This is a genomic window from Pantoea sp. NSTU24, from assembly GCF_050157905.1.
Lineage (GTDB): Bacteria > Pseudomonadota > Gammaproteobacteria > Enterobacterales > Enterobacteriaceae > Pantoea.
In genome coordinates this window covers 2327592-2348984 of the sequence record NZ_JBKIWZ010000001.1, presented here as the reverse complement: position 1 = coordinate 2348984, position 21393 = coordinate 2327592, and the positions used below count along the sequence as shown (strand labels likewise).

The 21393-nt window shown below is 55.4% G+C and carries 22 protein-coding genes; 6 read left to right on the top strand and 16 right to left on the bottom strand.

Annotated features, from left to right (window positions below):
- Window positions 1-290 precede the first annotated feature (290 nt).
- Window positions 291-608 carry a DUF883 family protein gene (locus tag ACLHDD_RS11145; protein WP_313655365.1) on the bottom strand — a complete coding sequence of 106 codons (318 nt, stop codon included), beginning with the start codon at window positions 606-608 and terminating at the stop codon, window positions 291-293.
- 154 nt (window positions 609-762) lie between these two features.
- On the opposite strand from ACLHDD_RS11145, the gene ACLHDD_RS11140 reads away from it, so the two are divergent.
- The 4 genes from ACLHDD_RS11140 (at window position 763) to ACLHDD_RS11125 (ending at window position 4073) form a co-directional block, all read left to right on the top strand.
- Window positions 763-1098 (top strand): DUF2002 family protein, encoded by a 336-nt coding sequence (locus tag ACLHDD_RS11140; RefSeq protein ID WP_003850360.1) that lies wholly within the window; start codon window positions 763-765, stop codon window positions 1096-1098.
- A 135-nt stretch (window positions 1099-1233) separates the two neighbouring features.
- Window positions 1234-2643, top strand: coding sequence for an S-methylmethionine permease (mmuP, locus tag ACLHDD_RS11135; RefSeq protein WP_427104165.1), 1410 nt, complete (start codon window positions 1234-1236; stop codon window positions 2641-2643).
- On the top strand, window positions 2633-3568 hold the full coding sequence (gene mmuM, locus ACLHDD_RS11130) for a homocysteine S-methyltransferase (RefSeq protein ID WP_427104164.1): 936 nt from the start codon (window positions 2633-2635) through the stop codon (window positions 3566-3568). The genes mmuP and mmuM overlap by 11 nt, the downstream gene beginning before the upstream one ends.
- A gap of 85 nt (window positions 3569-3653) precedes the next feature.
- Entirely contained in the window at window positions 3654-4073 is a 420-nt protein-coding gene (locus ACLHDD_RS11125; protein ID WP_128085597.1) for a hypothetical protein, read from the top strand.
- On the opposite strand, the gene speG is transcribed toward ACLHDD_RS11125, so the two are convergent.
- The 7 genes from speG to ACLHDD_RS11090 all read right to left on the bottom strand — a co-directional run bounded on the left by speG (window position 4074) and on the right by ACLHDD_RS11090 (window position 10351).
- Complete coding sequence (gene speG, locus ACLHDD_RS11120) at window positions 4074-4619, bottom strand: spermidine N1-acetyltransferase (protein ID WP_427104163.1); 546 nt, start codon at window positions 4617-4619, stop codon at window positions 4074-4076.
- A gap of 197 nt (window positions 4620-4816) precedes the next feature.
- Window positions 4817-5494, bottom strand: coding sequence for an ABC transporter ATP-binding protein (locus ACLHDD_RS11115; protein WP_427104162.1), 678 nt, complete (start codon window positions 5492-5494; stop codon window positions 4817-4819).
- On the bottom strand, window positions 5487-6317 hold the full coding sequence (locus ACLHDD_RS11110; protein WP_427104161.1) for an ABC transporter ATP-binding protein: 831 nt from the start codon (window positions 6315-6317) through the stop codon (window positions 5487-5489). The genes ACLHDD_RS11115 and ACLHDD_RS11110 overlap by 8 nt, the downstream gene beginning before the upstream one ends.
- The gene (locus ACLHDD_RS11105) at window positions 6307-7164 is read right to left on the bottom strand and encodes an ABC transporter permease (RefSeq protein ID WP_111139926.1); all 858 of its coding nucleotides are present in this window, start codon (window positions 7162-7164) and stop codon (window positions 6307-6309) included. The genes ACLHDD_RS11110 and ACLHDD_RS11105 overlap by 11 nt, the downstream gene beginning before the upstream one ends.
- Window positions 7161-8213 (bottom strand): ABC transporter permease, encoded by a 1053-nt coding sequence (locus ACLHDD_RS11100; RefSeq protein WP_427104160.1) that lies wholly within the window; start codon window positions 8211-8213, stop codon window positions 7161-7163. Before ACLHDD_RS11100 ends, ACLHDD_RS11105 begins: the two co-directional genes overlap by 4 nt.
- Entirely contained in the window at window positions 8213-9781 is a 1569-nt protein-coding gene (locus ACLHDD_RS11095; protein ID WP_427104159.1) for an ABC transporter substrate-binding protein, read from the bottom strand. The genes ACLHDD_RS11100 and ACLHDD_RS11095 overlap by 1 nt, the downstream gene beginning before the upstream one ends.
- A 261-nt stretch (window positions 9782-10042) precedes the next feature.
- A complete protein-coding gene (locus ACLHDD_RS11090; RefSeq protein ID WP_427104158.1) occupies window positions 10043-10351 on the bottom strand; it encodes a hypothetical protein in 309 nt (102 codons plus the stop codon).
- Window positions 10352-10439: 88 nt separating this feature from the next.
- On the opposite strand from ACLHDD_RS11090, the gene mgtA reads away from it, so the two are divergent.
- Window positions 10440-13142 (top strand): magnesium-translocating P-type ATPase, encoded by a 2703-nt coding sequence (mgtA, locus tag ACLHDD_RS11085; protein WP_427104157.1) that lies wholly within the window; start codon window positions 10440-10442, stop codon window positions 13140-13142.
- An 18-nt stretch (window positions 13143-13160) separates the two neighbouring features.
- Window positions 13161-13247: a magnesium transporter protection protein MgtU gene (gene mgtU, locus ACLHDD_RS11080; RefSeq protein WP_427105202.1), complete on the top strand. Its 87-nt coding sequence runs from the start codon at window positions 13161-13163 to the stop codon at window positions 13245-13247.
- A gap of 48 nt (window positions 13248-13295) precedes the next feature.
- On the opposite strand, the gene ACLHDD_RS11075 is transcribed toward mgtU, so the two are convergent.
- The 8 genes from ACLHDD_RS11075 to ACLHDD_RS11040 form a co-directional block, all read right to left on the bottom strand.
- Complete coding sequence (locus ACLHDD_RS11075; protein ID WP_427104156.1) at window positions 13296-14150, bottom strand: PA4780 family RIO1-like protein kinase; 855 nt, start codon at window positions 14148-14150, stop codon at window positions 13296-13298.
- A 288-nt stretch (window positions 14151-14438) separates the two neighbouring features.
- Window positions 14439-14927, bottom strand: a complete 489-nt coding sequence (locus tag ACLHDD_RS11070; RefSeq protein ID WP_427104155.1) for a cold-shock protein — start codon at window positions 14925-14927, stop codon at window positions 14439-14441.
- Window positions 14928-15184: 257 nt separating this feature from the next.
- The gene (locus ACLHDD_RS11065; RefSeq protein WP_427104154.1) at window positions 15185-15430 is read right to left on the bottom strand and encodes a YmjA family protein; all 246 of its coding nucleotides are present in this window, start codon (window positions 15428-15430) and stop codon (window positions 15185-15187) included.
- A gap of 450 nt (window positions 15431-15880) precedes the next feature.
- Entirely contained in the window at window positions 15881-16762 is an 882-nt protein-coding gene (locus ACLHDD_RS11060) for a hypothetical protein (protein ID WP_427104153.1), read from the bottom strand.
- Between the two features lie 147 nt (window positions 16763-16909).
- Window positions 16910-17803, bottom strand: a complete 894-nt coding sequence (locus tag ACLHDD_RS11055) for a hypothetical protein (RefSeq protein WP_427104152.1) — start codon at window positions 17801-17803, stop codon at window positions 16910-16912.
- Between the two features lie 63 nt (window positions 17804-17866).
- A complete protein-coding gene (locus tag ACLHDD_RS11050; RefSeq protein WP_427104151.1) occupies window positions 17867-18355 on the bottom strand; it encodes a hypothetical protein in 489 nt (162 codons plus the stop codon).
- A gap of 16 nt (window positions 18356-18371) precedes the next feature.
- Window positions 18372-18884 carry a fimbrial protein gene (locus ACLHDD_RS11045; RefSeq protein ID WP_427104150.1) on the bottom strand — a complete coding sequence of 171 codons (513 nt, stop codon included), beginning with the start codon at window positions 18882-18884 and terminating at the stop codon, window positions 18372-18374.
- The gene (locus tag ACLHDD_RS11040; protein ID WP_427104149.1) at window positions 18875-21382 is read right to left on the bottom strand and encodes a fimbria/pilus outer membrane usher protein; all 2508 of its coding nucleotides are present in this window, start codon (window positions 21380-21382) and stop codon (window positions 18875-18877) included. Before ACLHDD_RS11040 ends, ACLHDD_RS11045 begins: the two co-directional genes overlap by 10 nt.
- Window positions 21383-21393 lie beyond the last annotated feature (11 nt).

Here is a 21393-nt window from a genome sequence, read left to right as displayed (position 1 = left end):
TTACCTTTCTGGGCGGTTTCGGTTCCGGATCGGGAGGCTCAGGTACAGGTCGTGAGCTTCATACCGGCAGAAACGAAAGTGTGTGCTGATGAGGTAAATACTAGATGTAGCGTTTATATTGGTCAAGCCTACCATATATAGGGTTTTGCGATTTGCGTTTGCGTAAACGGCGCAAAGCCAGCGGATAGGCGGATCAGGGGCCAGAAAATTTTTTTCTGCTGCCCGGTCGCTGAAAAAAGCAAAAAAAAAGCCCCGCACATTGTGCAGGGCCTGGGGGTGATTTTTTGCGCTTAGCGGCGTGAGGCCAGCAGGATACCGATAACAATACCGACGGTCGCGCCGATACCTACACCATGCCATGGCTTATCGTGTACATAGGTGTCGACCTGAGCACCGGCGTCGCGCGCGGCCTGTGACACACGGTTGCTGCCACCATTAAGTCTGGAGCGGGTCTGCTTCAGCAATGCCTCTGCCTGACTGCGAGCGGAATCCACTTCATCTTTTGCATCACTGCCATAAGATTTCAGCAGGGCTTCCAGTGAATCAGCCAGCTCATTTACGTCCTGATTGATATCAATGTCATCGTTTTTTACAGTGCGATTGAACATTTTTTAGCTCCCTTTGCATTAAAAACGTAATACTAGTGTAGACGACCCTGAGATAAACGAGACGCGGGAGGGGTTCTTTAGGGAAAATTCCGAATGCCCACTCTGTCATGCTGATGTAAGGTTGCGAAGCTTTTGAAAGAGGAGAGGATCGAGCATGTATTTACGACCAGATGAGGTAGCGCGCGTACTGGAAAAAGCGGGTTTCGAAGTCGACGAAATTACCCCACGGGCCTATGGCTATCGCCGTGGAGAGAACTATGTCTATGTCAATCGTGAAGCGCGTATGGGTCGCATGGCCTTAGTGATTCACCCGACGCTGAAAGAGAAAAGTCAGCCATTCGCTGAACCTGCTTCAGAAATGAAGACCTGCGATCACTATACCCAATTCCCTCTCTACCTGGCGGGTGATTCACAGGAACATTATGGCATCCCGCATGGATTCAGTTCCCGCATGGCGCTGGAACGCTACATTCAGAGCGTTTTCGGCTAGTGCATCAGGCCCCGCCGCGACGGGGCACTGCACCTTCTGTATTGCCTCTCTGTTTGCCTGCCGTTGCAATTCCTGGCTGTGACGCGTATAAAATTGTCCACTATAGATGTTTAGACGTCCATACGGATAAAAGTGATGAGCGAACAGCCAACTCCCTCGCAGGAAAAATTTAAACGCACCATGAAAGTGCGCCATCTGGTGATGTTATCGCTGGGTGGTGTCATCGGCACCGGCCTGTTTTTTAATACCGGCTATATCATCTCAACCACGGGCGCGGCGGGGACCCTGCTCGCCTATCTGATTGGTGCGCTGGTGGTCTGGCTGGTGATGGTCTGCCTGGGCGAACTCTCGGTAGCAATGCCGGAAACGGGTGCCTTCCATGTTTACGCCGCACGCTATCTCAGCCCGGCCACCGGCTACACCGTGGCCTGGCTCTACTGGCTGACATGGACCGTGGCGCTCGGATCCAGCCTGACGGCGGCCGGTTTCTGTATGCAGTACTGGTTCCCGCAGATCCCGGTCTGGACCTGGTGTCTGGTCTTCTGCTGTGCCATCTACCTGCTGAACGTTATCTCAACCCGCTTTTTCGCCGAAGGGGAGTTCTGGTTCTCGCTGATTAAGGTGGTGACCATTGTCGCGTTCATCCTGCTCGGTGGCGCGGCGATGTTCGGCTTCATCCCGATGAAAGATGGCACCCCCGCACCGGGCCTCAGCAACCTTACCGCGCACGGCTGGCTGCCGCACGGCGTCCTGCCGATTCTGATGACGATGGTGGCCGTGAACTTCGCCTTCTCTGGCACCGAGCTGATCGGCATCGCGGCGGGTGAAACGCAGCAGCCGGAGAAAGTGCTGCCGCTGGCGATCCGTACAACCGTCGTCCGGCTGATTATCTTTTTCATCGGCACCGTCTTTGTGCTGGCGGCGCTGATCCCGATGGATCAGGCCGGCATCGTAAAAAGCCCGTTTGTGCTGGTATTTGAAAAGATTGGCATCCCCTATGCCGCGGATATCATTAACTTTGTGATTCTGACCGCGATTCTTTCGGCGGCCAACTCCGGCCTGTACGCCTCCGGGCGGATGCTCTGGTCACTGGCGAATGAAAATACGCTGCCGCGCGCCTTTGCGCGAGTAAACAAACGCGGCGTGCCACTACTGGCGATCACGGTCAGCATGGCAGGCGGCCTGCTGGCGCTGATTTCCAGCGTGGTGGCACCGGATACCGTATTTGTCGCGCTGTCGGCCATCTCAGGCTTTGCCGTAGTCGCCGTCTGGCTCAGCATCTGCGCCTCCCATTATGTCTTCCGTCGCCGTCATCTTAAGCAGGGCAAATCGCTGGCCGAGCTGACCTATCGTGCGCCGTTCTATCCGCTGGTGCCGGTACTGGGCTTTCTGCTCTGCCTGCTGGCCTGTGTGGGACTGGCGTTCGACCCGACTCAGCGCATCGCGCTGTGGTGCGGTATTCCGTTTGTTCTGTTCTGCTATGCCGCTTACCATCTGACCCACAAAGCATCCACCCGGCCTGAGGAGGCTAACGATGTCGCATAACCCTGTCGCGCAGGCTTTAACGGAGTCACCGCTGCTGATTCTGGATGGCGCCCTGGCCACCGAACTGGAGGCCCGCGGCTGTCATCTGGCTGATGCACTCTGGTCAGCCAAAGTGCTGATGGAAAATCCTGAACTAATTTATCAGGTTCACTATGACTATTTTGTTGCCGGTGCGCGCTGTGCCATCACCGCCAGCTATCAGGCGACGCCGCAGGGATTCGCCGCACGCGGTCTGGATGAGGCGCAGTCACTGGCGCTGATTGCACAGAGTGTCGAGCTGGCCCGACGCGCCCGTCAGGACTATCTGGCGGTGCGGCCCGACGCGAAAACGCTGCTGGTGGCGGGCTCGGTCGGCCCCTACGGTGCGTTCCTGGCGGATGGATCGGAATATCGCGGCGACTATGCGCTGCCGGAAGCGGAGATGATGGCGTTTCACCGTCCGCGCGTGCAGGCGCTGCTGGCAGCCGGTGCCGATCTGCTGGCCTGCGAAACCCTGCCATCGTTTGCCGAAGCGAAGGCGCTGGTGAAGCTGCTGACAGAGTACCCTGAGGGCCAGGCCTGGTTCTCGTTCACGCTGCGCGATGCCGGACACATCAGCGACGGCACGCCGCTGACCGAGGTGGTGAGCTGGCTGAATCAGCAGCCGCAGGTGGTGGCGCTGGGTATAAACTGCGTGGCGCTGGAGAGCGTGACGCCCGCGCTGCAGCAGCTGCGCTCACTCACCGACAAGCCGCTGGTGGTCTATCCCAACTCCGGCGAACAGTATGATGCGGGCAGCAAAACCTGGCACTCTGCGCCGTCGGGCTGCACGCTGCATGACAAACTGGATGAGTGGCAGCAGGCGGGCGCCAGGCTGATTGGCGGCTGCTGCCGCACTTCTCCCAACGACATCGCGTCTATCGCCCGCGCTTGTCAACCGCAATAAGCTGGCTGAATCGGGCGATGATAACCCGATTGAGTTGAAGAGGGCGGTCTACACTCTGATCATTGATCACTCTGTGGACCCCTTCATGAAACAGCGAATTCTGGCTCTGGCCGCCGCGCTGCTGCTCAGCGGCTGTGCCACCATCGTCGGCAATGAAACCCAGCTGGTGCGCATCGACTCTCTGCCGCAGGGCGCGCGCTTTACGGTGCAGGATGAGCGTGGCTATGCGGTCGCGCAGGGGTTCACGCCGCAGACCGTTGAGCTGGCAAAATCGACCGGCCGCTACTTCGGCAAAAAGCACTACCTGCTGATGCTGGAAAGTCCTGGCTATGTGCCGGTAACGGTGCCGATCGAAGCCCGCGCCAACCTCTGGTATTTGCTGGGGAATATTCCGCTGGGCGGCTTCCCCGGCTGGCTGCTGGTCGACCCCTTCTACGGCGGCATGTATGACCTCAAGCCGGACCACCCGCGTCCCTATATGAATCCGGTCGGCGCGCGCGGCTGATTACTGCGCGGTGGGCTTCACCATTCCGCCTGGCGTTTTGTGGCGCTCCAGATACTGATGCTGGAAAATGCACATGCGGATGGTGTTGCGGTACGTCCCGTTGATAAAGAACTCATGCTTCAGCACGCCTTCAATCTCGAAGCCGAGCTTGGTGTAGATGTGGATCGCTTTCTCGTTCTCCTGATCGACAATCAGGTAGAGCTTATAGAGATTAAGCACCGAGAAGCCGTAATCCATCGCCAGCTTCGCCGCCTGCGTAGCCAGGCCTTTGCCCTGATGTGCCGGGTCGATAATGATCTGAAACTCGGCGCGGCGATGCACATGGTTAATCTCGACCAGCTCCACAAGTCCCGCCTTCTGCCCGCTATGCTCCACCACAAAGCGACGTTCGGTCTGATCGTGGATATGCTTGTTGTAGAGATCGGAAAGCTCCACGAAAGCCTCATAGGGCTCCTCGAACCAGTAACGCATCACGCTGGCGTTGTTATCGAGCTGGTGGACAAAATGCAGATCTTCCCGCTCCAGCGGACGCAGTTTTACCGTCATGATCGTCTCCTTTTCTGAAAAAATTGCCGCGAGTATACCCCATCTGGCCACTGCTGCGTTTTGACCGCATACATGGAGGGCCTTTCCGGTATCGGGAAAGCGGGAATGTTCGTCAGGAACCTATAGGGAAGGGAAGGGCAAAAACGGGGCAGTGCGAGGTCAGACCGGACGACCTGCGTGGGCCGCCCGGTCTGGGTTCAGGCAGAAATTTGTTCGATAATGCGACCCTGCGCCATCCGCACGGCGCGATCGCACATGTGATCGATCACGTCGGGATCGTGGCTGACCAGCACCATCGTCAGGCCATCCTGGCGTTTCAGATCGTTGAGCAAATTTAAAATCTCCGCCTGCACCGACATATCCAGCGCCGACGTCGGCTCGTCGAGCAGCAGGATTTTCGGTTGCAGCAGCAGGGCACGCACGATGGCGACACGCTGACGCTGACCGCCGGAGAGCTGATGCGGATAGCGGTCGGCCAGCGCGGGATCGAGGCCGACATGGCGGAAGCCCTGGTCAATACGATCGTTGATATTGTCGCGTTTCAGCAGCTTCAGCGGCTCTGCCAGCGTGCGGCGCAGACGGTGACGCGGATGCAGCGAAGCATAAGGGTCCTGAAACACCATCTGTACTTCCTGACGCAGCGCACCGGTAAAGGCTTTGCCGGGTACAGCCTGATGCCCGGCCAGCGCCATCTGCCCCTGCCAGTGCGGATTCAGACCGGCCAGCACCCACAGCAGCGAAGACTTGCCGCAGCCCGATGGCCCGACCAGGCCAAAGCACTCGCCCGCGTTAACCTCCAGGTTAACCTCATGCACAACGGTGCGCAGATCGTAGCCCTGTTTATGGGCGACACTGAGATCGGTCAGCTTAATCATATTTTGCCTCCAGCGCCGCGCGGTCCAGCACCGGCAGTGGCTGACCGTGCGTGGCTTTGCCCGGCCGGCAGGCCCAGAGTGTCCGGGTATAAGGATGGGTCGCACGCGGCAGCTCGGCGGCGGGCAGCGTATCCAGCAGGCGTCCCTTGTACATCACCATCACGCGTTCGCAATGCTCCGAAACCTGCTGCAGATCGTGGCTGATCAGCAGCAGTCCCATATTACGCGCTTCCACCAGGCCGCGGATCAGCGCCAGCACCTGATCGCGCATCGCATGGTCCAGCGCAGAGGTCGGTTCGTCCGCAATTAGAAAGTCCGGATCGGTGATCAGGGCAATGGCCAGCATGACGCGCTGACCCATTCCGCCTGAAAGCTGATGCGGATAGTGCTGCATCAGGCGGCGTGGATCGGGCAGGCCGACCGCATCCAGCATGTCGCACACTTTCTCTTTGCGCTCGGCACGGCTCAGACGGCGATGCAGCATCAGTGGCTCTTCCACCTGCCAGCCAATAGTGCGCGTCGGATTAAGCGCATACTTCGGATCCTGCATCACCATTGCCACGCGATTACCGCGCAGCTGACTCCAGCGACGCTCACTCAGCGTCAGCGCATTTTCACCGGCGACCTGAAGCTGACTGGCCTGCAGATGCAGCGCGGGCGACAGCAGCCCCATCAGGCTGCGGGCGGTGAGGGATTTGCCGGAGCCGGATTCGCCGACCAGCGCAACGCGCTCGCGACCTACGGAAAAACTGATGTGATCGACCAGCAGTGCATCATCGCTGCGGATGGTCAGCCCCTCAGCATGAAGAAGATTATTTTGCATGACGGGTATCCAGTCGGTCGCGCAGGCCATCGCCTGTCAGGTTAAAGGCCAGGCTGGCAAACAGAATCGCCGCGCCCGGTGCGGCGGCGACCCACCACTGGTCGAAGATCACTTTACTGCCTTCGGCCACCATCGAGCCCCATTCGGCGGTTGGCGGCTGAACGCCCATCCCCAGAAAGCCGAGTCCGGCCGCCGCCAGGATAATCCCGCCGAGGCTGAGCGCCGCCCGCACCACGGCCGTCGGCAGGCAGAGCGGCAGAATATGACCGAACATCAGGCGAAAGCCGGTGATGCCCTGCATGCGTGCAGCAGCCAGGTAGTCGCTGCGGCGCAGCGCCAGTGTCTCAGCGCGCGCCTGACGGGCAAAGGGCGGCCAGCTGGTCAGTGCCAGCGCCAGCGCGCCGTTCATCAGGCCGGGCCCCAGGATCGCCACCAGCGCCAGCGCGATGACCAGGTTCGGCAGCGACAGAAAGATATCCGTAATGCGCATCAGCAGGCGTTCCGTCCAGCCGCCGACATAACCGGCGGTAATGCCGATCAGCAGGCCAGCGGGAATGGTCAGCAGCAGAATCAGTGACACCAGCAGCAGCGTTGGCCGCGTGCCATAGATCACGCGCGACAGCAGATCGCGGCCAAAGCCGTCGGTGCCAAACCAGTGCTGCGCCGACGGTGCCAGCAGGCGGCTCGACATGGTCTGCACATTCGGATCGAAAGGCGCAATCAGCGGGGCCAGCAGCGCCATCAGGATAAGAATAGCGACCAGCGTCAGCCCGACAGTTAATGAGGTCACGCGTTGACGGCGGCGACGTGGTCGCACCGTTTCGAGTTCAGAGAGTTGTTGCGTCATCGGGTTCTCGGATCGGTTAACCAGGTTAAAACATCCGCCAGGGTGTTAATCAGGATAAAGCAGGTGCCGATTAACAGGGTCGAGCCCAGAATCGCCGGCACATCGCCGGAAAACAGCGCATTGGTCATGTAGCGGCCAACACCTGGCCAGGCGAAGACGGTTTCGGTCAGCACGGAGCCTTCCAGCAGCGTAGCGTAGGAGAGGGCGATCACCGTCACCAGCGTGCCCAGCACGTTGGGGAAGATGTGGCGCAGCAGAATGCGCACCCGACCCGCGCCTTTAGCGCGCGCCAGCACCACGTACTCTTTGCTGCTCTCTTCCAGCAGCGCCGCACGCAGCAGACGGGTAATGCCCGCCATCGCCAGCAGACCCAGGATCACGACAGGCAGCCAGAGATGAGCGATGGCATTGCGGAACATCTCCGGTTCGCCCGACAGCCAGCTGTCAATCAGCACAAAGCCGGTCTTCGGTTCCAGGGTATAGACCCAGATATCATCCAGCCGCCCCGGCCCGGCGGACCAGTGCAGCACGGCATAGAAGAGCAGCAGGCCCAGCAGACCGAGCCAGAACACCGGCACCGAATAGCCCAGTAGTGAGATAAAGCGGGCGAGGTTATCGATCCAGCTGCCCGGTTTCCAGGCGGCCAGCAGCGCCAGCGTGACGCCAAAAATTACGGCGAAGATCATCGCGCAGGTCGCCAGCTCAATGGTGGCGGGGAAGGTCGTCATCAGATCGCCGCTCACCGACTGATTGGTAAGACGGGAGACGCCCAGGTCGCCCTGCGCTAAATGTTCGATGTAGCGCCAGAACTGCATCAGCACCGGCTGATCGAGACCGAGATCGTGGCGCACCTGCGCATAGGTCGCTTCACTGGCGTGATCGCCGGCAATCTGCTGCACCGGGTCGATCGGTGAGAGATGCGACAGCATAAAGGTAAAGGCAAGCAGGCCGAGCAGCGTGACCAGTAGCGACACTGTGCTACCGACCAGACGCCCGCCTCGCTGCCAAAAAAGCCGGGCGAACCCGGCTAGAGGAACAGACTGTGCCATTACTTAGTGACCTGCGAGTAATACACCATGTCCGGGTTAATGCCCTGAACATAGCCTTTCAGGTTGTCCCGCAGCGCGATCAGGTTCTTCGCCTGCATTCCAATCACGTAAGGGGAGTTCTTCATCACCTCACGCTGCATCGCTTCATACAGGGCGACACGCTTCTTCGGATCGCTTTCGGCCGTGGCGGCAACCACCTGCTTGTTCAGCTCCGGGATATGCCAGTCTGAACGGTAAGCGATGGTTTTGCTGCCATCTTCCGGGTTGTAAGCAAAGGAGGCGGCGTTGGTGTTCGGATCGAAATAGTCGGAACCCCAGGCGTTCAGCGTCGCTTCATATTTATGCGCTTTCACGTTGGTCGACACTTCAGAACTCAGGCCCGGCACCACTTCCACCTTCACGCCGCCTTTGGCGAAGCTGCCCTGCAGCGCCTGCGCGATATCCAGATAAGGCGGCTGGTTGCTGGTAGAGAGTTTGAAGGTGACGTTGTTCAGGCCCGCTTTCTTCAGAATCGCTTTGGCTTTTTCCGGGTCGTAGCTGTAAGGCGTGTCGTTGATCGCGCCCAGGAAACCTTTTGGCAGGAAGCTCTGATGCACGTCGAACTGGCCTTTCAGCAGCTCGTTAGCGATGCCTTTATAATCCCACAGGTAGCGCGCCGCTTCCCAGAAGGCCGGGTTCTTTAGCGTGTCGTTTCCGCCGATGTTGAACTGAATGTAGTAGAGCGACGCCATCGGGATCGCTTCAGTTTTTACGCCCGGCTTGCCGTTCAGCGCCGCAATCTGATCGGCACCCAGGTTACGGGCGATATCAGCATCCCCCTGCTCCAGCAGCAGACGACGCGCCGCAGGTTCCGGGACATTTTTGATCAGGATGTTCTTCATCTTAGGTGCGCCCGCCGGAGAAGAAGGGTTGGCGCTCAGCAGCACGGCCTGATGCAGGACCACTTTACGGATCTGATACGGCCCGCTGCCTGCAGAGTGCGTCGCCAGCCAGGCGTTACCCAGGTCACCGTTCTTCTGGTTAGCCGCCACGGTTTTTTCATCGACGATCGAGGAAACCGGCGCAGAGAGCAGGCTCAGTACGTAGGTCGGGCTGACGTTTGCGGTCCAGCTGATCTGTACATGATTGTCATCGACCTTTTTCAGGAAGCCATCGACGTTATCTTTGGTCCAGCCGAGCTGTGTCAGGATGAAAGAGGGGTCGAGGTTCAGCTTCACGACACGGCCCAGCGAGAAGATGACATCCTCCGGGCGCAGCGGGTTACCGGTCGAGAACTTGGCGTCTTTGCGCAGCTCAAAGGTCAGGCTGCGATTGTCACTGCCCGGTTGCCAGGAGGTCGCCAGCGTCGGCTTCAGATCCACCGGATTCTGCGGGTCAGACTGGACCAGACGCTGATAAATGTTAGTGAAGGCCTGTACGCTGGTGAGTTCAAACCCTTTGGCCGGGTCGAAGCTGTCGGCATCGTCAGTTGACTGGGCAATGACCAGCGTATCTTTAGGTGTTGCGGCCTGGGCTGTGAAAGCGGCAGCCAGCGTCAGCGCCAGCAGAGATGGAATTATAGTTTTCATGAAATTTCCTTGCCTCAAAGAAGTTACGCGAGTTTACGAAAGGGCAGTTATGAAGAATAGTCGAATATAGGCTAACCATATTCCTGAAAGTTATAAAGGATGGGTTGTAGTTATAAGAAGATCGCCATTCCGTTACCGAAGCGGTAACCGGAGCAGAAACAAACCTTCAACGAAGCGTTTATTTATTTCTGAATGGCTTTACCCTGACTGGCCTCTCTTTATAATAGCGGCAAATCATTTCAGGAGTATTCAGTTGGACAGTCACCCTGGTTTAATCCTTATTCTGGCAAGCTGATTCTCTTTTGCTGCTTGCCAACCGGCGAGCAGCGATCCCCACGTTAATTCACGATCGCGCTCTTTGTTTTTCATCCTGTTATCAGCAGGAGTGCGCGTTATGCTGCTGTTTATACTGGCACTTTTTCCTCCGCCTCGATTGGCGTAGCTCTGGCTGCGCCCAAACGTCGATATCAGACCTTTATTGCGCTGTGTGAAACCAGCGTCATTTTCCCCTGCGTGCGTCATTATTTCCTCTGCGGGTGAAAACACATGGTTATTGGTAAAGGTCGCCACAATAAATAACCCGGCTCCGCCAGGTTTATGCCATGCACTTTATTTTTCGTGCAGGACAACACGTGCTTTAAATCAGGGAGATGTCGAAATGAGCGACATGAAACTGGAACAGGTTGCGGCCATTGCATCCGGCAACCGTAACGATAAAAAAAGTAAAAAAATGTACGCTGTGGCGCAGCATGCCGGTCAGCACGTTGAGATGACGCTGGCCGATCTTCGCAGCCATCGCCAGGGGCTGACCCGTGACGAGGCCGCAAAACGTCTGGCCGTCTATGGCCGCAATGAAGTGGCGCATGAGAAAGCGCCACCCGCGCTGGTTCAGCTGCTGATGGCGTTTAATAACCCCTTTATTTATGTACTGCTGGTCCTGGCGCTGGTGAGTCTGTTTACCGACTATATCCTGCCGCTGCGCGCGGGCGAGGAGACCGATCTCTCCGGCGTGATCATCATCTGTACCATGGTGATCCTGAGCGGGCTGCTGCGCTTCTGGCAGGAGTTCCGCACCAACCGGGCGGCGCAGGCTCTGCAGTCCCTGGTTCGCAGCCAGGTGACCGTGTTGCGACGTGAGCCGGGCAGCGAAACCGCTCAGCGGCAGGATGTCGACATGAGTGAACTGGTACCAGGCGATGTCATTTTGCTGAGCACCGGCGATCAGGTGCCTGCCGATGTCCGCCTGCTCAGTTCACGCAATCTGTTTGTCAGTGAAGCCGTGCTGACCGGCGAGTCGCTGCCGGTGGAAAAACAAGGCAGCGAGGCGGGAATCAAAGAGGACGGACAGACCGCTCAGGAGCGCCTCTCATCGGCGAATATCTGCCTGATGGGCACCAGCGTCGCCAGCGGCACCGCCAGCGCAGTGGTGGTCGCTACCGGCGGCGACACCTGGTTTGGCTCGCTCGCCTCATCGCTGGTGGGAAGCCGTCCGCAGACCGCCTTCGATCGTGGGGTCAACAGCGTCAGTAAACTGCTGATCCGCTTTATGCTGGTTATGGTTCCGGTCGTGCTGCTGATCAACGGCTTCACCAAAGGTGACTGGATGGATGCAACCCTGTTTGCGCTGGCCGTTGCGGTCGGGCTGACGCCGGAGATGCTGCCGATGATCGTCAGTGCTAACCTCGCCAAAGGGGCGATTGCGATGTCACGCCGCAAAGTGATCGTGAAAAAGCTCAATGCCATCCAGAACCTGGGCGCAATGGATGTTCTCTGCACCGATAAAACCGGTACGCTGACCCAGGATACCATCCTGCTGGCGCATCATCTGGATGCGCAGGGCCGGAACGATCAGCAGGTGCTGCTGCTGGCCTGGCTCAACAGCGGCAGTCAGAGCGGCGCGAAAAATCTCATGGACCGCGCGGTGCTCTGCGCGGGTGATAACGTGATTTCACCGGCTCAGCGCAGCCAGTTTCAGCTGGTTGATGAGCTGCCGTTCGATTTTACCCGCCGCCGGGTGTCAGTGCTGGTGGAAGATCTGACGCAGCATCGTTCACAGCTGATCTGCAAAGGAGCCGTGGAAGAGATGCTGGCAGTCAGCGTCGCCGTGCGGCTGGACGATAGGGTGGTGGCACTGGATGCGGACCAGCGCGCCGCGCTGATGGCGCAGACCGAGCGCTATCACCAGCAGGGCTATCGCGTACTGCTGGTCGCCACCCGTGACGGCGCGCTGCATGCGTCGCTCAGCGACAGTGATGAGCGCGACCTGATTATTCAGGGGATGCTGACCTTCCGCGATCCGCCAAAAGCCAGCGCAGGCAGGGCGATTAAAACGCTGCGCGACAGCGGCGTGGCGGTGAAAGTGCTGACCGGTGACAATCCGCTGGTCACCCAGCGGGTCTGTGCCGACGTCGGGCTGACCGACCCGGCGATGCTGACCGGCGAGCAGATCGAGGCGATGAGCGATGAGGTACTGGCGCAGGAGGCTGAACGCTGCACGCTGTTTGCGAAACTGACGCCGCAGCAGAAATCCCGGCTGGTGCGCCTGCTGCAGCAGAATGGCCACACCGTAGGTTTCCTGGGCGATGGCATCAACGACGCGCCTGCACTGCGGGCCGCCGACACCGGCATTTCCGTGGACAGCGCGGCGGATGTGGCGAAAGCCTCTTCGGATATCATCCTGCTGGAGAAAGATTTACAGGTGCTGAATGAGGGTGTACTCAAAGGACGCGAGACCTTTGGCAACATCATCAAATATCTCAACATGACCGCCAGCTCGAACTTCGGCAACGTTTTCTCGCTGCTGGTGGCCAGCGCCTTTATTCCGTTTCTGCCAATGCTGTCGATTCATCTGCTGATTCAGAACCTGATGTATGACGTCTCCCAGCTGGCGCTGCCGTGGGACAAAGTGGACCGCGAGTTTCTGAATAAACCGCGCAAATGGGATGCCGGTAACATTAAACGCTTTATGTTGTGGATGGGCCCAACGTCGTCAATCTTTGACGTCACGACCTTTGCGCTGATGTGGTTCATCTTCGGTGCGAATCATGCGGGCGTGCAGTCGCTGTTTCAGTCCGGCTGGTTTATTGAGGGGTTGCTGTCGCAGACGCTGGTGGTACACATGCTGCGTACCCGGAAGATTCCGTTTATTCAGAGTCGCGCCACCTTACCGGTCATGCTGACCACGCTGGCGGTGATGGCGCTGGGCATCCTGATCCCATTTTCACCGCTGGGTACGATGGTCGGACTGGTGCCGCTGCCATGGCAATATTTCCCCTGGCTGCTGCTGACGCTGTTCAGCTACTGCCTGGTGGCGCAGGGCATGAAACAGTTCTATATCCGCCGTTTTGGCCAGTGGTTTTAGGATCGCAGGGAGGCAAAGATGAAAACAAACCGGCTCGACCACGTTTTTGTCGGCGTGATGCTCATCGGCTTCATCCTGATCGCGCTGACGGTGATCGTGCGCTAATCGCCACGTAAACAAAAAGGCAGCGAATGACTTCGCTGCCTTTTTTATTCAGTCGCTGTCGCGCTCCTGACTGGCACGCTGGCGCGCGTAATACTCATCCTCTGCGGTAATGATCTCGTCCAGCAGCGAATCCATATCCACCGCGCGCTCCACTTCCACGAACTGTCCGGTCAGCGGCGTTTCAGGCGTCAGCTTGCCATCTTCATAGCGTTGCCAGATCTCCCGGGCGTAGCGCGTCTTCAGCAGCTGCGGCGCGAACTGGCCGTAGTACGCGGTGATATTATTTACGTCACGCCTGAACATCGACTCTGCATGGTTGTTGGCTGCGGCATTGACCGCCTGTGGCAGATCGATAATCACCGGACCCTGATCATCCAGCAGCACGTTGAATTCAGACAGATCGCCATGCACGATACCGGCACAGAGCATGCGCACGATGTTACCGATCATAGTGTGGAAATCGGCGATCGCCTGCGCTTCGGAGAGAGTGACATCGCTGAGGCGCGGCGCAACCGCGCCATCGCCGTCGGTGACCAGCTCCATCAACAGCACGCCGTCGATACAGAGATAGGGCTGAGGCACGCGAACCCCTGCGTTTGCCAGGCGGAACAGCGCGTCAACTTCGGCGGTCTGCCAGGACTCCTCCTGCTGCTTACGACCAAACTTCGAACCTTTCTGCATGGCGCGGGCGTTGCGGCTGTTTCGGGTTTTTCGGCCTTCCTGGTACTGCACCGCCTGCTTAAAGCTGCGCTGAGTCGCCTCTTTATAGACTTTGGCGCACTGCACTTTGTCGCCGCACAGTACAGTGTAAACGTCTGCTTCCTTGCCGCTTTTCAGCCGCTGCAGGACATCGTCAATCAGGCCGTCATCGACCAGAGGCTGAATTCTGTTTGGGATTTTCATGCGGCTTTAACCCTTATTTCACCCGCTTCATGTATCACTCTGCGATGAGGGAAGCAGAGGTAATTACGTAACAAAGTCTCCGATTCTACCCTGGAAAAGCGCTTTATGGAGATGAACCTTGCTGGGACAGGCTTTTAAGCGTGGTTTTAATCTGATTCGCCGTGCGGGACGGGCGGGATGCTGCCCGCAGACAGCACCCGCGCCATTCTGGGGCGCAGACTGAAAAAAAGTATACGGGCTGGCCGGCTGGCCGGGCGTGTCTGAGCAGGTGTCCGGCCAGCCTGAAGATTACTTCAGGGTTTTGAGCAGCTTAACGGTGCTCTCAACGTCGATCTCATCTTCAGAAAAGATCAGGGTGGTACCCTGGAAGGTGGTGACCGCCAGCTTCTTCAGGGAGCGCATCTCACCTGCTTTAGCGTCAGATTTTGGCCGGATATTATTCAGCAGCAGCCCTACCGACAGCACCGCATTCTCTTTATCAATGCCGGTATCCGCCGGGACCTCTTCGCTGTAGACCAGCCAGGATTTAATCGAGGTGATCTTAAGACGTTCACCGGCGATATAAATATATTTGCTTTCCGGGGCCACTTTCACCGCATAGGCCGACAAGCCTTTGTTGTTGGTGGTCGGCTCAAACGTCACCGCCGCATCTTTCTTAATCAGATCAGGATTGGCGACCTTGATCACATGAAAATAGCGGTTGTCGCCGTTTTCATCTTTGATAAAGCCGAATCCTTTATCTTTAAACCAGGTTGTGATTGTTCCGTTCATCGCCATTTTTATGCCTGCTTGCTCTACTCAGTTTTTTACAGCGCGCAGTGTAAAGCACAAAGCCTGCGCAGACTATATCAGTCTGAATGATAATTTTCGGTGGCGCCAGTGGGCAGGCGGCAAAGAGAAGGGCGGCGGGAAAGCAGGTCGGACGCCATGCAAAACCCGTAGCTGCCCGACCCGGAAAGGAGGTTGCACAGACGCTGACGCACGCTTCAGGCTGCCTGGAGGCGCCGCTGCGACGGCGTCAGGCCGCGATGACGTTACTCATTGCCCCAGCGGTTCAGGAACTCAGCGATATCATCAATACGCTGTTCGTCGATGCCGGCTTCACGCGCCATCTCCTGCTGCGCCGCTTCGCTGATCTCTTCGTTATTCATTAAACGGGTGATCAGCAGCTGAAAGTAATAAGCCAGCGGCGTGCGTTCTGCTTCGCTTACCGGCTTAGCGGACTCTGTCGCATACTCATCGGCAACATCGTAGTATTTGAGAGAAATTTCATTATTCATAAAGGGGTTCGCAGCGTTGAGGTTAGATTCAGGCCACGCCAGCATAAGTGGCCCGGCTTACCGGGGGATTATTTCGCGTTTGAGGCGGGGCTGTAAAGGGAAAGCGGCGACAGAGTAAATGCCTGGGTTGCGGATTTGATAAAGGAAGTCCCAGGCCTTTGCGTCAGCAAAGTAAGCTGGCACTTAAAGCGCCAGGAGCAAACAGAGAGCTTCAAAGGATACGCTTCTGTAAGCAGACTAGACGGACGTTAACATGACGGTGGTAAATATTTGTTGACCAACAATCCGAAAAGCATGCTTTTTCCCGCTAAAGATAAGTCTGCTTTCTTTCTGTCAGTAATTTTTTTAATTTCTTTTAATTGATACATTCAGGCTCACAACCAAATATTTCATCTTCATTTTGAGGTGAGAGCATTTCCTTACTCCCCTGCCACGCAGTAAAAGAGGCAGTTATTTATAGTCTAAAGTAAGTGTGTAATTACTCCTGAAACTACCTGCAGGCTGGGCAGTGGCAGAAGCTAATTTAGGATAAAAACGGATCTCCAGATTATTTTGACCTGTATTTAATTTTTTGACGTAGTTTGAGTTAAAGCTGATAGCTTCCTGGTTATTCCATTTTACCTGCATATTAAGCCCTGACAGCGAAGTAGAGGAAATACCCTGTGCGCTGTTAACTATCTGTCCGTCAGAAGGCGCAAGTCGTACCGATATTTCGGATGCCGAAGGGCAGTTAAGTATAATGCTGGCCGTGCCGTAGGGATTGTCCTGCAGACGGTTATCGAGATTATTTAATGGCACCTCATAAGCTTTCGAGCCCAGATTGCAAGGAAGCGCATCAATACTATAGTAGTAATTGAAGGTAACGACTTGTTCTCTCGGCCCCTGACTCCTCAGAGGCGTCTGATACAGCGTCATTTGCCCCACATATTGCCCGGGTTTTGCCCCGAGGGTATTATTCGCATAGTAGAGTTTAAGACTAAAATACTGGCCTTTCGATAACGCCCGGTAAGTGCAGGTTTGATCTCTGTAACAGTATGTATAGGTGCCACTATCTGCCTCAGATATGGGCGGGAGTGTAGCAGGATACATGAGCGGTGTAACGTTTGTTTCTGCGGTTCCAAATGATGTCCGCTGATAGGTTATTGCCGAGCCATAGGGAATTGAAGTATTCACTAAACACTGAAACTCAATCAGTGTACCATTTGCTATCTGACCGCTTTTGAAATTTCCAAGATTTACCATATCGGTAAAGGGCTGACAGGTGAGTTTCCCCGCAAAAGAACCAACTGACAGAAAAGTAAGTAACAGGAATAAAACTGGTTTATAGAACACAAGGTTACCTTTTTACGAGTGAAGCGTTTTTATAAATTGATCGGTCAGGTTAATAAATGCGGGCTTACGGACATTAATCGTTTTCTGAAGAGTGAAGATATTAAATAATAGTTAGCGCAAACCATCTGCAAAATCATGATCGTTACGCTATTTATAGTTGAAGGTCAGCGTATAGTCAGCGCTGAAACTACCCGTGGGGGCAGCAGAGCTTGACAGCCGCGGAAAGAAATTCAGCCGGTAAGTATTAACCCCCTGTTGAAACACCTGCGTACTGGCCTGATTCAACATCACCGGAGAGCCTTTCTGGTAGACCTGCATGTTTAAACCCGCTAAAGACGTTTTCGACAGACCCTGCGCCGCATTCACAATCTCCTTACCGGAATTGAGTTGTACCTCGACATTAGTCCGTGCCGGACAGTTCACCGTGACCGCCAGCTCGCGGTTGGGATTGTCAGTCAGGCGGTTATCCAGATCGCTAAAGTTAACCGCTAAATTTTTATCAGCGACGGAACAGGGTCTGGCAGCAATGGTATAGATGTAGTAAAAACTGGCGATTTGTTCTGACTGCCCCACAAGGATCCTTGGCGTCTGATATAAATTAACTTTGGCTACGAATGTTCCTGTTCCGGAAAGGTTGGTCAGAACCCGATAACTCAGCGCGAATGAAATTGCTGTATTTTTACTCAATGCGTGATCACAGGTAAAGGTATAAGGGCCAATGCAGAGAGCGGTCGCTTTATTCGCCTGATAGGTGGGTACCGGCTTACCATAAGCCAGGAGAGAAAGAAGCCCGGAGCCCGGGCCGCCTGCTCCTTCGACAGTGTAAGAAAGAGAAGCGCCAATCAGAAAGTCTCTGTTCACCGTACATGTGAAGTAATTAAGATAGCCATCTTTATAGGCATTGAAATCATTGGAAATTCCTTCCTGAAGCACACCTAAATTAACAACCTGATTAGCCGGTGTGCATTGCAGATCGGCCGCCTTACAGTGATAGACAGAAAGTGAGAAAAAAAGAACGATCACGGTTTTTATAAAAGGCACTCTGCACTCCTGGAACATTTTAATAAGACACGATCTGATGGCTTTGCTGTCATATAGTGAATATCAGCGATACTCGATGCTCAGCAGGGCTGATGCAGAATAGCTCCCGGCGGCTGCGCTGCTCTCATCGATAATGACCGGTCTGGTCTTTATGACAAACAGGGCCTCATTCAGCAGTGCGTGATTAATGAGTTCACCAGGTTTAGAGAGTCCGCTCAGGACGCCTGCCTGACTCAGGCCATAGCGCATCTCCAGGCCGATACCACTCAGTTCTGTTTTCACTACACCGGTTTCATCCGTCTGCTCGGTTCGCAGCGCAAAAGTGACCGTGGTCAGCTTGTAGCAGCGTATTTTTATCGTTGCAGAGGTGAATTTACTCTCTCCTTTATAGAGCTGAGCCAGGCTCACCTCGGGAAGCGTAATGAGATTGTCTGCAGGCAGTTCGGCTGTACAGGCTGGGGCAAGTAAATTCCCGCTAACATTCACATCCACCCCCAGTGCGCCGCGGCAGAGCACAATATAAACCGCTGCCGCCATCATCCACTGTTTCATTGATACCACCAGCTGGTCAGTCGTAATTCAATTCAACGGTAAAACTGGCGCTGAAATCACTCACCCCCAGTTCAGCGAGTTTGACCAGTTTTGCTGTCATGGAGAGATCAACCTGACCTGAAAGTCCGCTAAGTGTTCTGTTGCCGGTCAGGCTGACCCGTTGTTGTTGTCCGTTGACCCGGGCCTGATTTCCACTCCACCACAGTTCAACACCCAGATTTGCGTAACTGGTGACCGCTGTTGTCGTTGAGCCATTAGCCAGTGAGGTACCGTTGCCCGGCGAAACCTTAATTGTGACGGATGAACCTGACGGACATTGTAATATCAGTGGAATATTTCCCGAGGCAGTTTCATATTTGTCATAAGTTACGCTCCCCATACTGACATTGATCGTTTTATTGTTACTGTAAGTGCAGGGGGGCTTAGTCAGCGTCCCCGTCACGTTGATCGCTACCGTATCAGCGGCATTAAGCGCATGAAAAGCGGTGAGAACATAAATAAACACTATGCGGAATAGATTTAGCGACATACCGTATTCACCTTTATAACACCTGATTTAGCGGCATGGTCATTACGGGAGGATATTTCTCCGGCGCACCAACGCTCACTGTTAACTTTAATTTCAAAGCGCGCATTGTCGGGCACGCCGGTTATATAGGCGCTGCCATTTTCGGATACCAGCGCGTCTGGAGTCATTTGCTCTTTTTCAGAATTGATAAATACTTCTGCAGCGAAAGGTGCTATCTCTCCTTTGTTATTCACGGCATGCAATATAATTCTGTTGCCTTTCTTACCGGAGAAATCAATGACGCTGAATGCGCCGCGTGTCGGTGTGACTTCGCCGACAAGTTTTTCAATTTCAACGTTGTCGTCCAGCGTATTGGTTCTGACCGACACCCGATTCAGGGTATAAGGCGACGCATTGGTTAACATCGCATAGCCGCTTTTATTGGTTCGACTTTTTGACTGAAAATCAAACCCCACATTTTCGATTTTATTTGTCCGGGCAATAATGTTGGTATCACCCAGCGGGGGCGACGCGATCAGCGATCCCTTATAAAGTGTTAGTCCGCCTTCACCGCCAATATCCAGCTGATTACGCAGATCGCTATGTGACAGGCTGGTTCTCAGATCGCCTTTCGCACCACTATATTGCGCGGAAACCCCATAAGCCTGCGTTTTCTCCCCTTCACCCTGTATTGAAGCCGCATTGGCGCTGTAACTTAAACCCGGCAGGCTGTCCGAGGTATCCGATATCGTGACGTTATTGTTCAGGTTATGCGCGCTGTAACCTGAGGTGGTGTAGAGGCGCGGAGAGTGGTTTGTTGCACTCAACGGCATACTGAAGGAGAGGGCAAACGCCGAGGTTTGCTTCTCCTGCAGATGACTGAATGTCCCTGAAAGCGTAATGCTTGCCCGACCGACGTTAAAGCTATACCCGGTCTGTAGTGTCTGGCGTGCCGGCTGTGACTGCCAGAAATCATCTTTGTTGTAGTTCAGATAAACACTGCTGTTATCGGTTAACCGCTGTGAAACCGTGGCAGAAACGCTGTTTTTCAGGCCGGAGTTTGACAGGATGGCGTCACTGCTTTGCGATGCAACGCGATAATCCTCAAAGGCCTCACTGAATCGCCTGAATCCGCGGGTGTTATATCGATAGCCCGCCAGCGTCAGATTGGTGCCGGTGCCGCTGAAATCTTTTGCATAGCGCAGGCGAAGCGCATTGCCGCGTTGTGTCGTATCTTTTGCGCCCACAGGTTTAAAAACCGACAGGGTCGAATCTGCGGACAGCGCACCATACCCCGCCAGGTTACGTGAAAAACCCAGGTCATAAGCCTGATAGTTACTGTTGAGTAACACGCCGCCAAACAGAGTCGTGTTGCCGCTAAGGCCGTAGCGCGCGGTGCCTGCCACAAAGTAAGGTTCAGGCGCACTGGTTCCCGGATAAAGCGTGCGATATTGACCGGCATTAAATTCGTAAAAGAACTGACCACCACGCACCATGACCGGCAGAGCGGATGCCGGCTGGCGATAAAACTGCTTCTCGCCAGCTTCATTTTCAATCGTGACCAGCAGATCATCCCCTCCACTGACAGAGGGAATGTTGTCGATATTAAACGGGCCGGATGGCACCCAGCGCTCAAAGATCTTGAAACCGTTCTGCGAAACCGACACTTTCGAGCGGCCATTCGCCGTACCGCGCAGGGTAGGCGCGAATCCCTGTGTCTCGGCGGGCAGCATGCTGATATCAGACGCCAGCTGCACGCCGCGATAATTAATGCCCTCCAGGATTTCGCCGTTTGAGTAAACATCGCCAAGACTCAGATTGGCATCAAGCTGCGGCAGTGGGCGCTGTACATAACTCTGTGGCGAGGTGAGCTGTCGCCTGTTCTCGCCATCATCCTGAATATAGGTGACGTTCCTGAAACGCCAGGCACCGTAATTAAAACCATTGTTCAGCGAGATAAACGATGTTTTCTTATGCTTATCGGCCGCACCTTCTGCTGACCAGATTTGAGAGTGACTGAGGCTGTAGCTCGAAAAAAGGACAGTTTCGCCGTTATCCCAGCCCGCCTTGACCCGTGTTCTGTCTGCGTCGTTAAGAAACGCCTGCGGAATAGTGATCAGGAGTTTCTGCCGGGCGAAGTCATAGACAAAGTCAGCCCCGTCTAACGCTTCTGTGAAAGCGGCACAATTACCGGAGTGCTGGAGGCGAGACCACGCATTCTCCTTCAGTCCGGCATTTTTAAAAAACTCGCTGTCAAGGCAGGGCGTAATTTTATCGCGCTTTTTATCGTAGCTGAAATTTACCGACTGCTTCGCATACAGATTTTCGTTGATATAAATTTCAACCCAGTATTCACCGGCAGGCTGCGTGCGGGAGATATTTTCAACCTGCTTTTTAAGGGCATCCATATCCCCCGGGCTGCCATTCAGCTCCAGGAATGAGGTGTTAAAACTGACTTCAGCAAACGAGAGCGTCGTATTAAACAGTAACAAAAAGGCCAGACAGGAGAATTTATTCATGGCGGTAACGT

Coding starts and splice junctions, on each gene's coding strand:
- mmuM (WP_427104164.1), top strand. CDS start 2,633: ATGTCGCATAACCCTGTCGCGCAGGCTTTAACGGAGTCACCGCTGCTG.
- ACLHDD_RS11110 (WP_427104161.1), bottom strand. CDS start 6,317: ATGCAAAATAATCTTCTTCATGCTGAGGGGCTGACCATCCGCAGCGAT.
- ACLHDD_RS11095 (WP_427104159.1), bottom strand. CDS start 9,781: ATGAAAACTATAATTCCATCTCTGCTGGCGCTGACGCTGGCTGCCGCT.
- ACLHDD_RS11125 (WP_128085597.1), top strand. CDS start 3,654: ATGAAACAGCGAATTCTGGCTCTGGCCGCCGCGCTGCTGCTCAGCGGC.
- ACLHDD_RS11145 (WP_313655365.1), bottom strand. CDS start 608: ATGTTCAATCGCACTGTAAAAAACGATGACATTGATATCAATCAGGAC.
- mgtA (WP_427104157.1), top strand. CDS start 10,440: ATGAGCGACATGAAACTGGAACAGGTTGCGGCCATTGCATCCGGCAAC.
- ACLHDD_RS11045 (WP_427104150.1), bottom strand. CDS start 18,884: ATGTCGCTAAATCTATTCCGCATAGTGTTTATTTATGTTCTCACCGCT.
- ACLHDD_RS11065 (WP_427104154.1), bottom strand. CDS start 15,430: ATGAATAATGAAATTTCTCTCAAATACTACGATGTTGCCGATGAGTAT.
- ACLHDD_RS11100 (WP_427104160.1), bottom strand. CDS start 8,213: ATGGCACAGTCTGTTCCTCTAGCCGGGTTCGCCCGGCTTTTTTGGCAG.
- ACLHDD_RS11075 (WP_427104156.1), bottom strand. CDS start 14,150: ATGAAAATCCCAAACAGAATTCAGCCTCTGGTCGATGACGGCCTGATT.
- mgtU (WP_427105202.1), top strand. CDS start 13,161: ATGAAAACAAACCGGCTCGACCACGTTTTTGTCGGCGTGATGCTCATC.
- mmuP (WP_427104165.1), top strand. CDS start 1,234: ATGAGCGAACAGCCAACTCCCTCGCAGGAAAAATTTAAACGCACCATG.
- ACLHDD_RS11140 (WP_003850360.1), top strand. CDS start 763: ATGTATTTACGACCAGATGAGGTAGCGCGCGTACTGGAAAAAGCGGGT.
- ACLHDD_RS11105 (WP_111139926.1), bottom strand. CDS start 7,164: ATGACGCAACAACTCTCTGAACTCGAAACGGTGCGACCACGTCGCCGC.
- ACLHDD_RS11070 (WP_427104155.1), bottom strand. CDS start 14,927: ATGGCGATGAACGGAACAATCACAACCTGGTTTAAAGATAAAGGATTC.
- ACLHDD_RS11040 (WP_427104149.1), bottom strand. CDS start 21,382: ATGAATAAATTCTCCTGTCTGGCCTTTTTGTTACTGTTTAATACGACG.
- ACLHDD_RS11115 (WP_427104162.1), bottom strand. CDS start 5,494: ATGATTAAGCTGACCGATCTCAGTGTCGCCCATAAACAGGGCTACGAT.
- speG (WP_427104163.1), bottom strand. CDS start 4,619: ATGACGGTAAAACTGCGTCCGCTGGAGCGGGAAGATCTGCATTTTGTC.
- ACLHDD_RS11050 (WP_427104151.1), bottom strand. CDS start 18,355: ATGAAACAGTGGATGATGGCGGCAGCGGTTTATATTGTGCTCTGCCGC.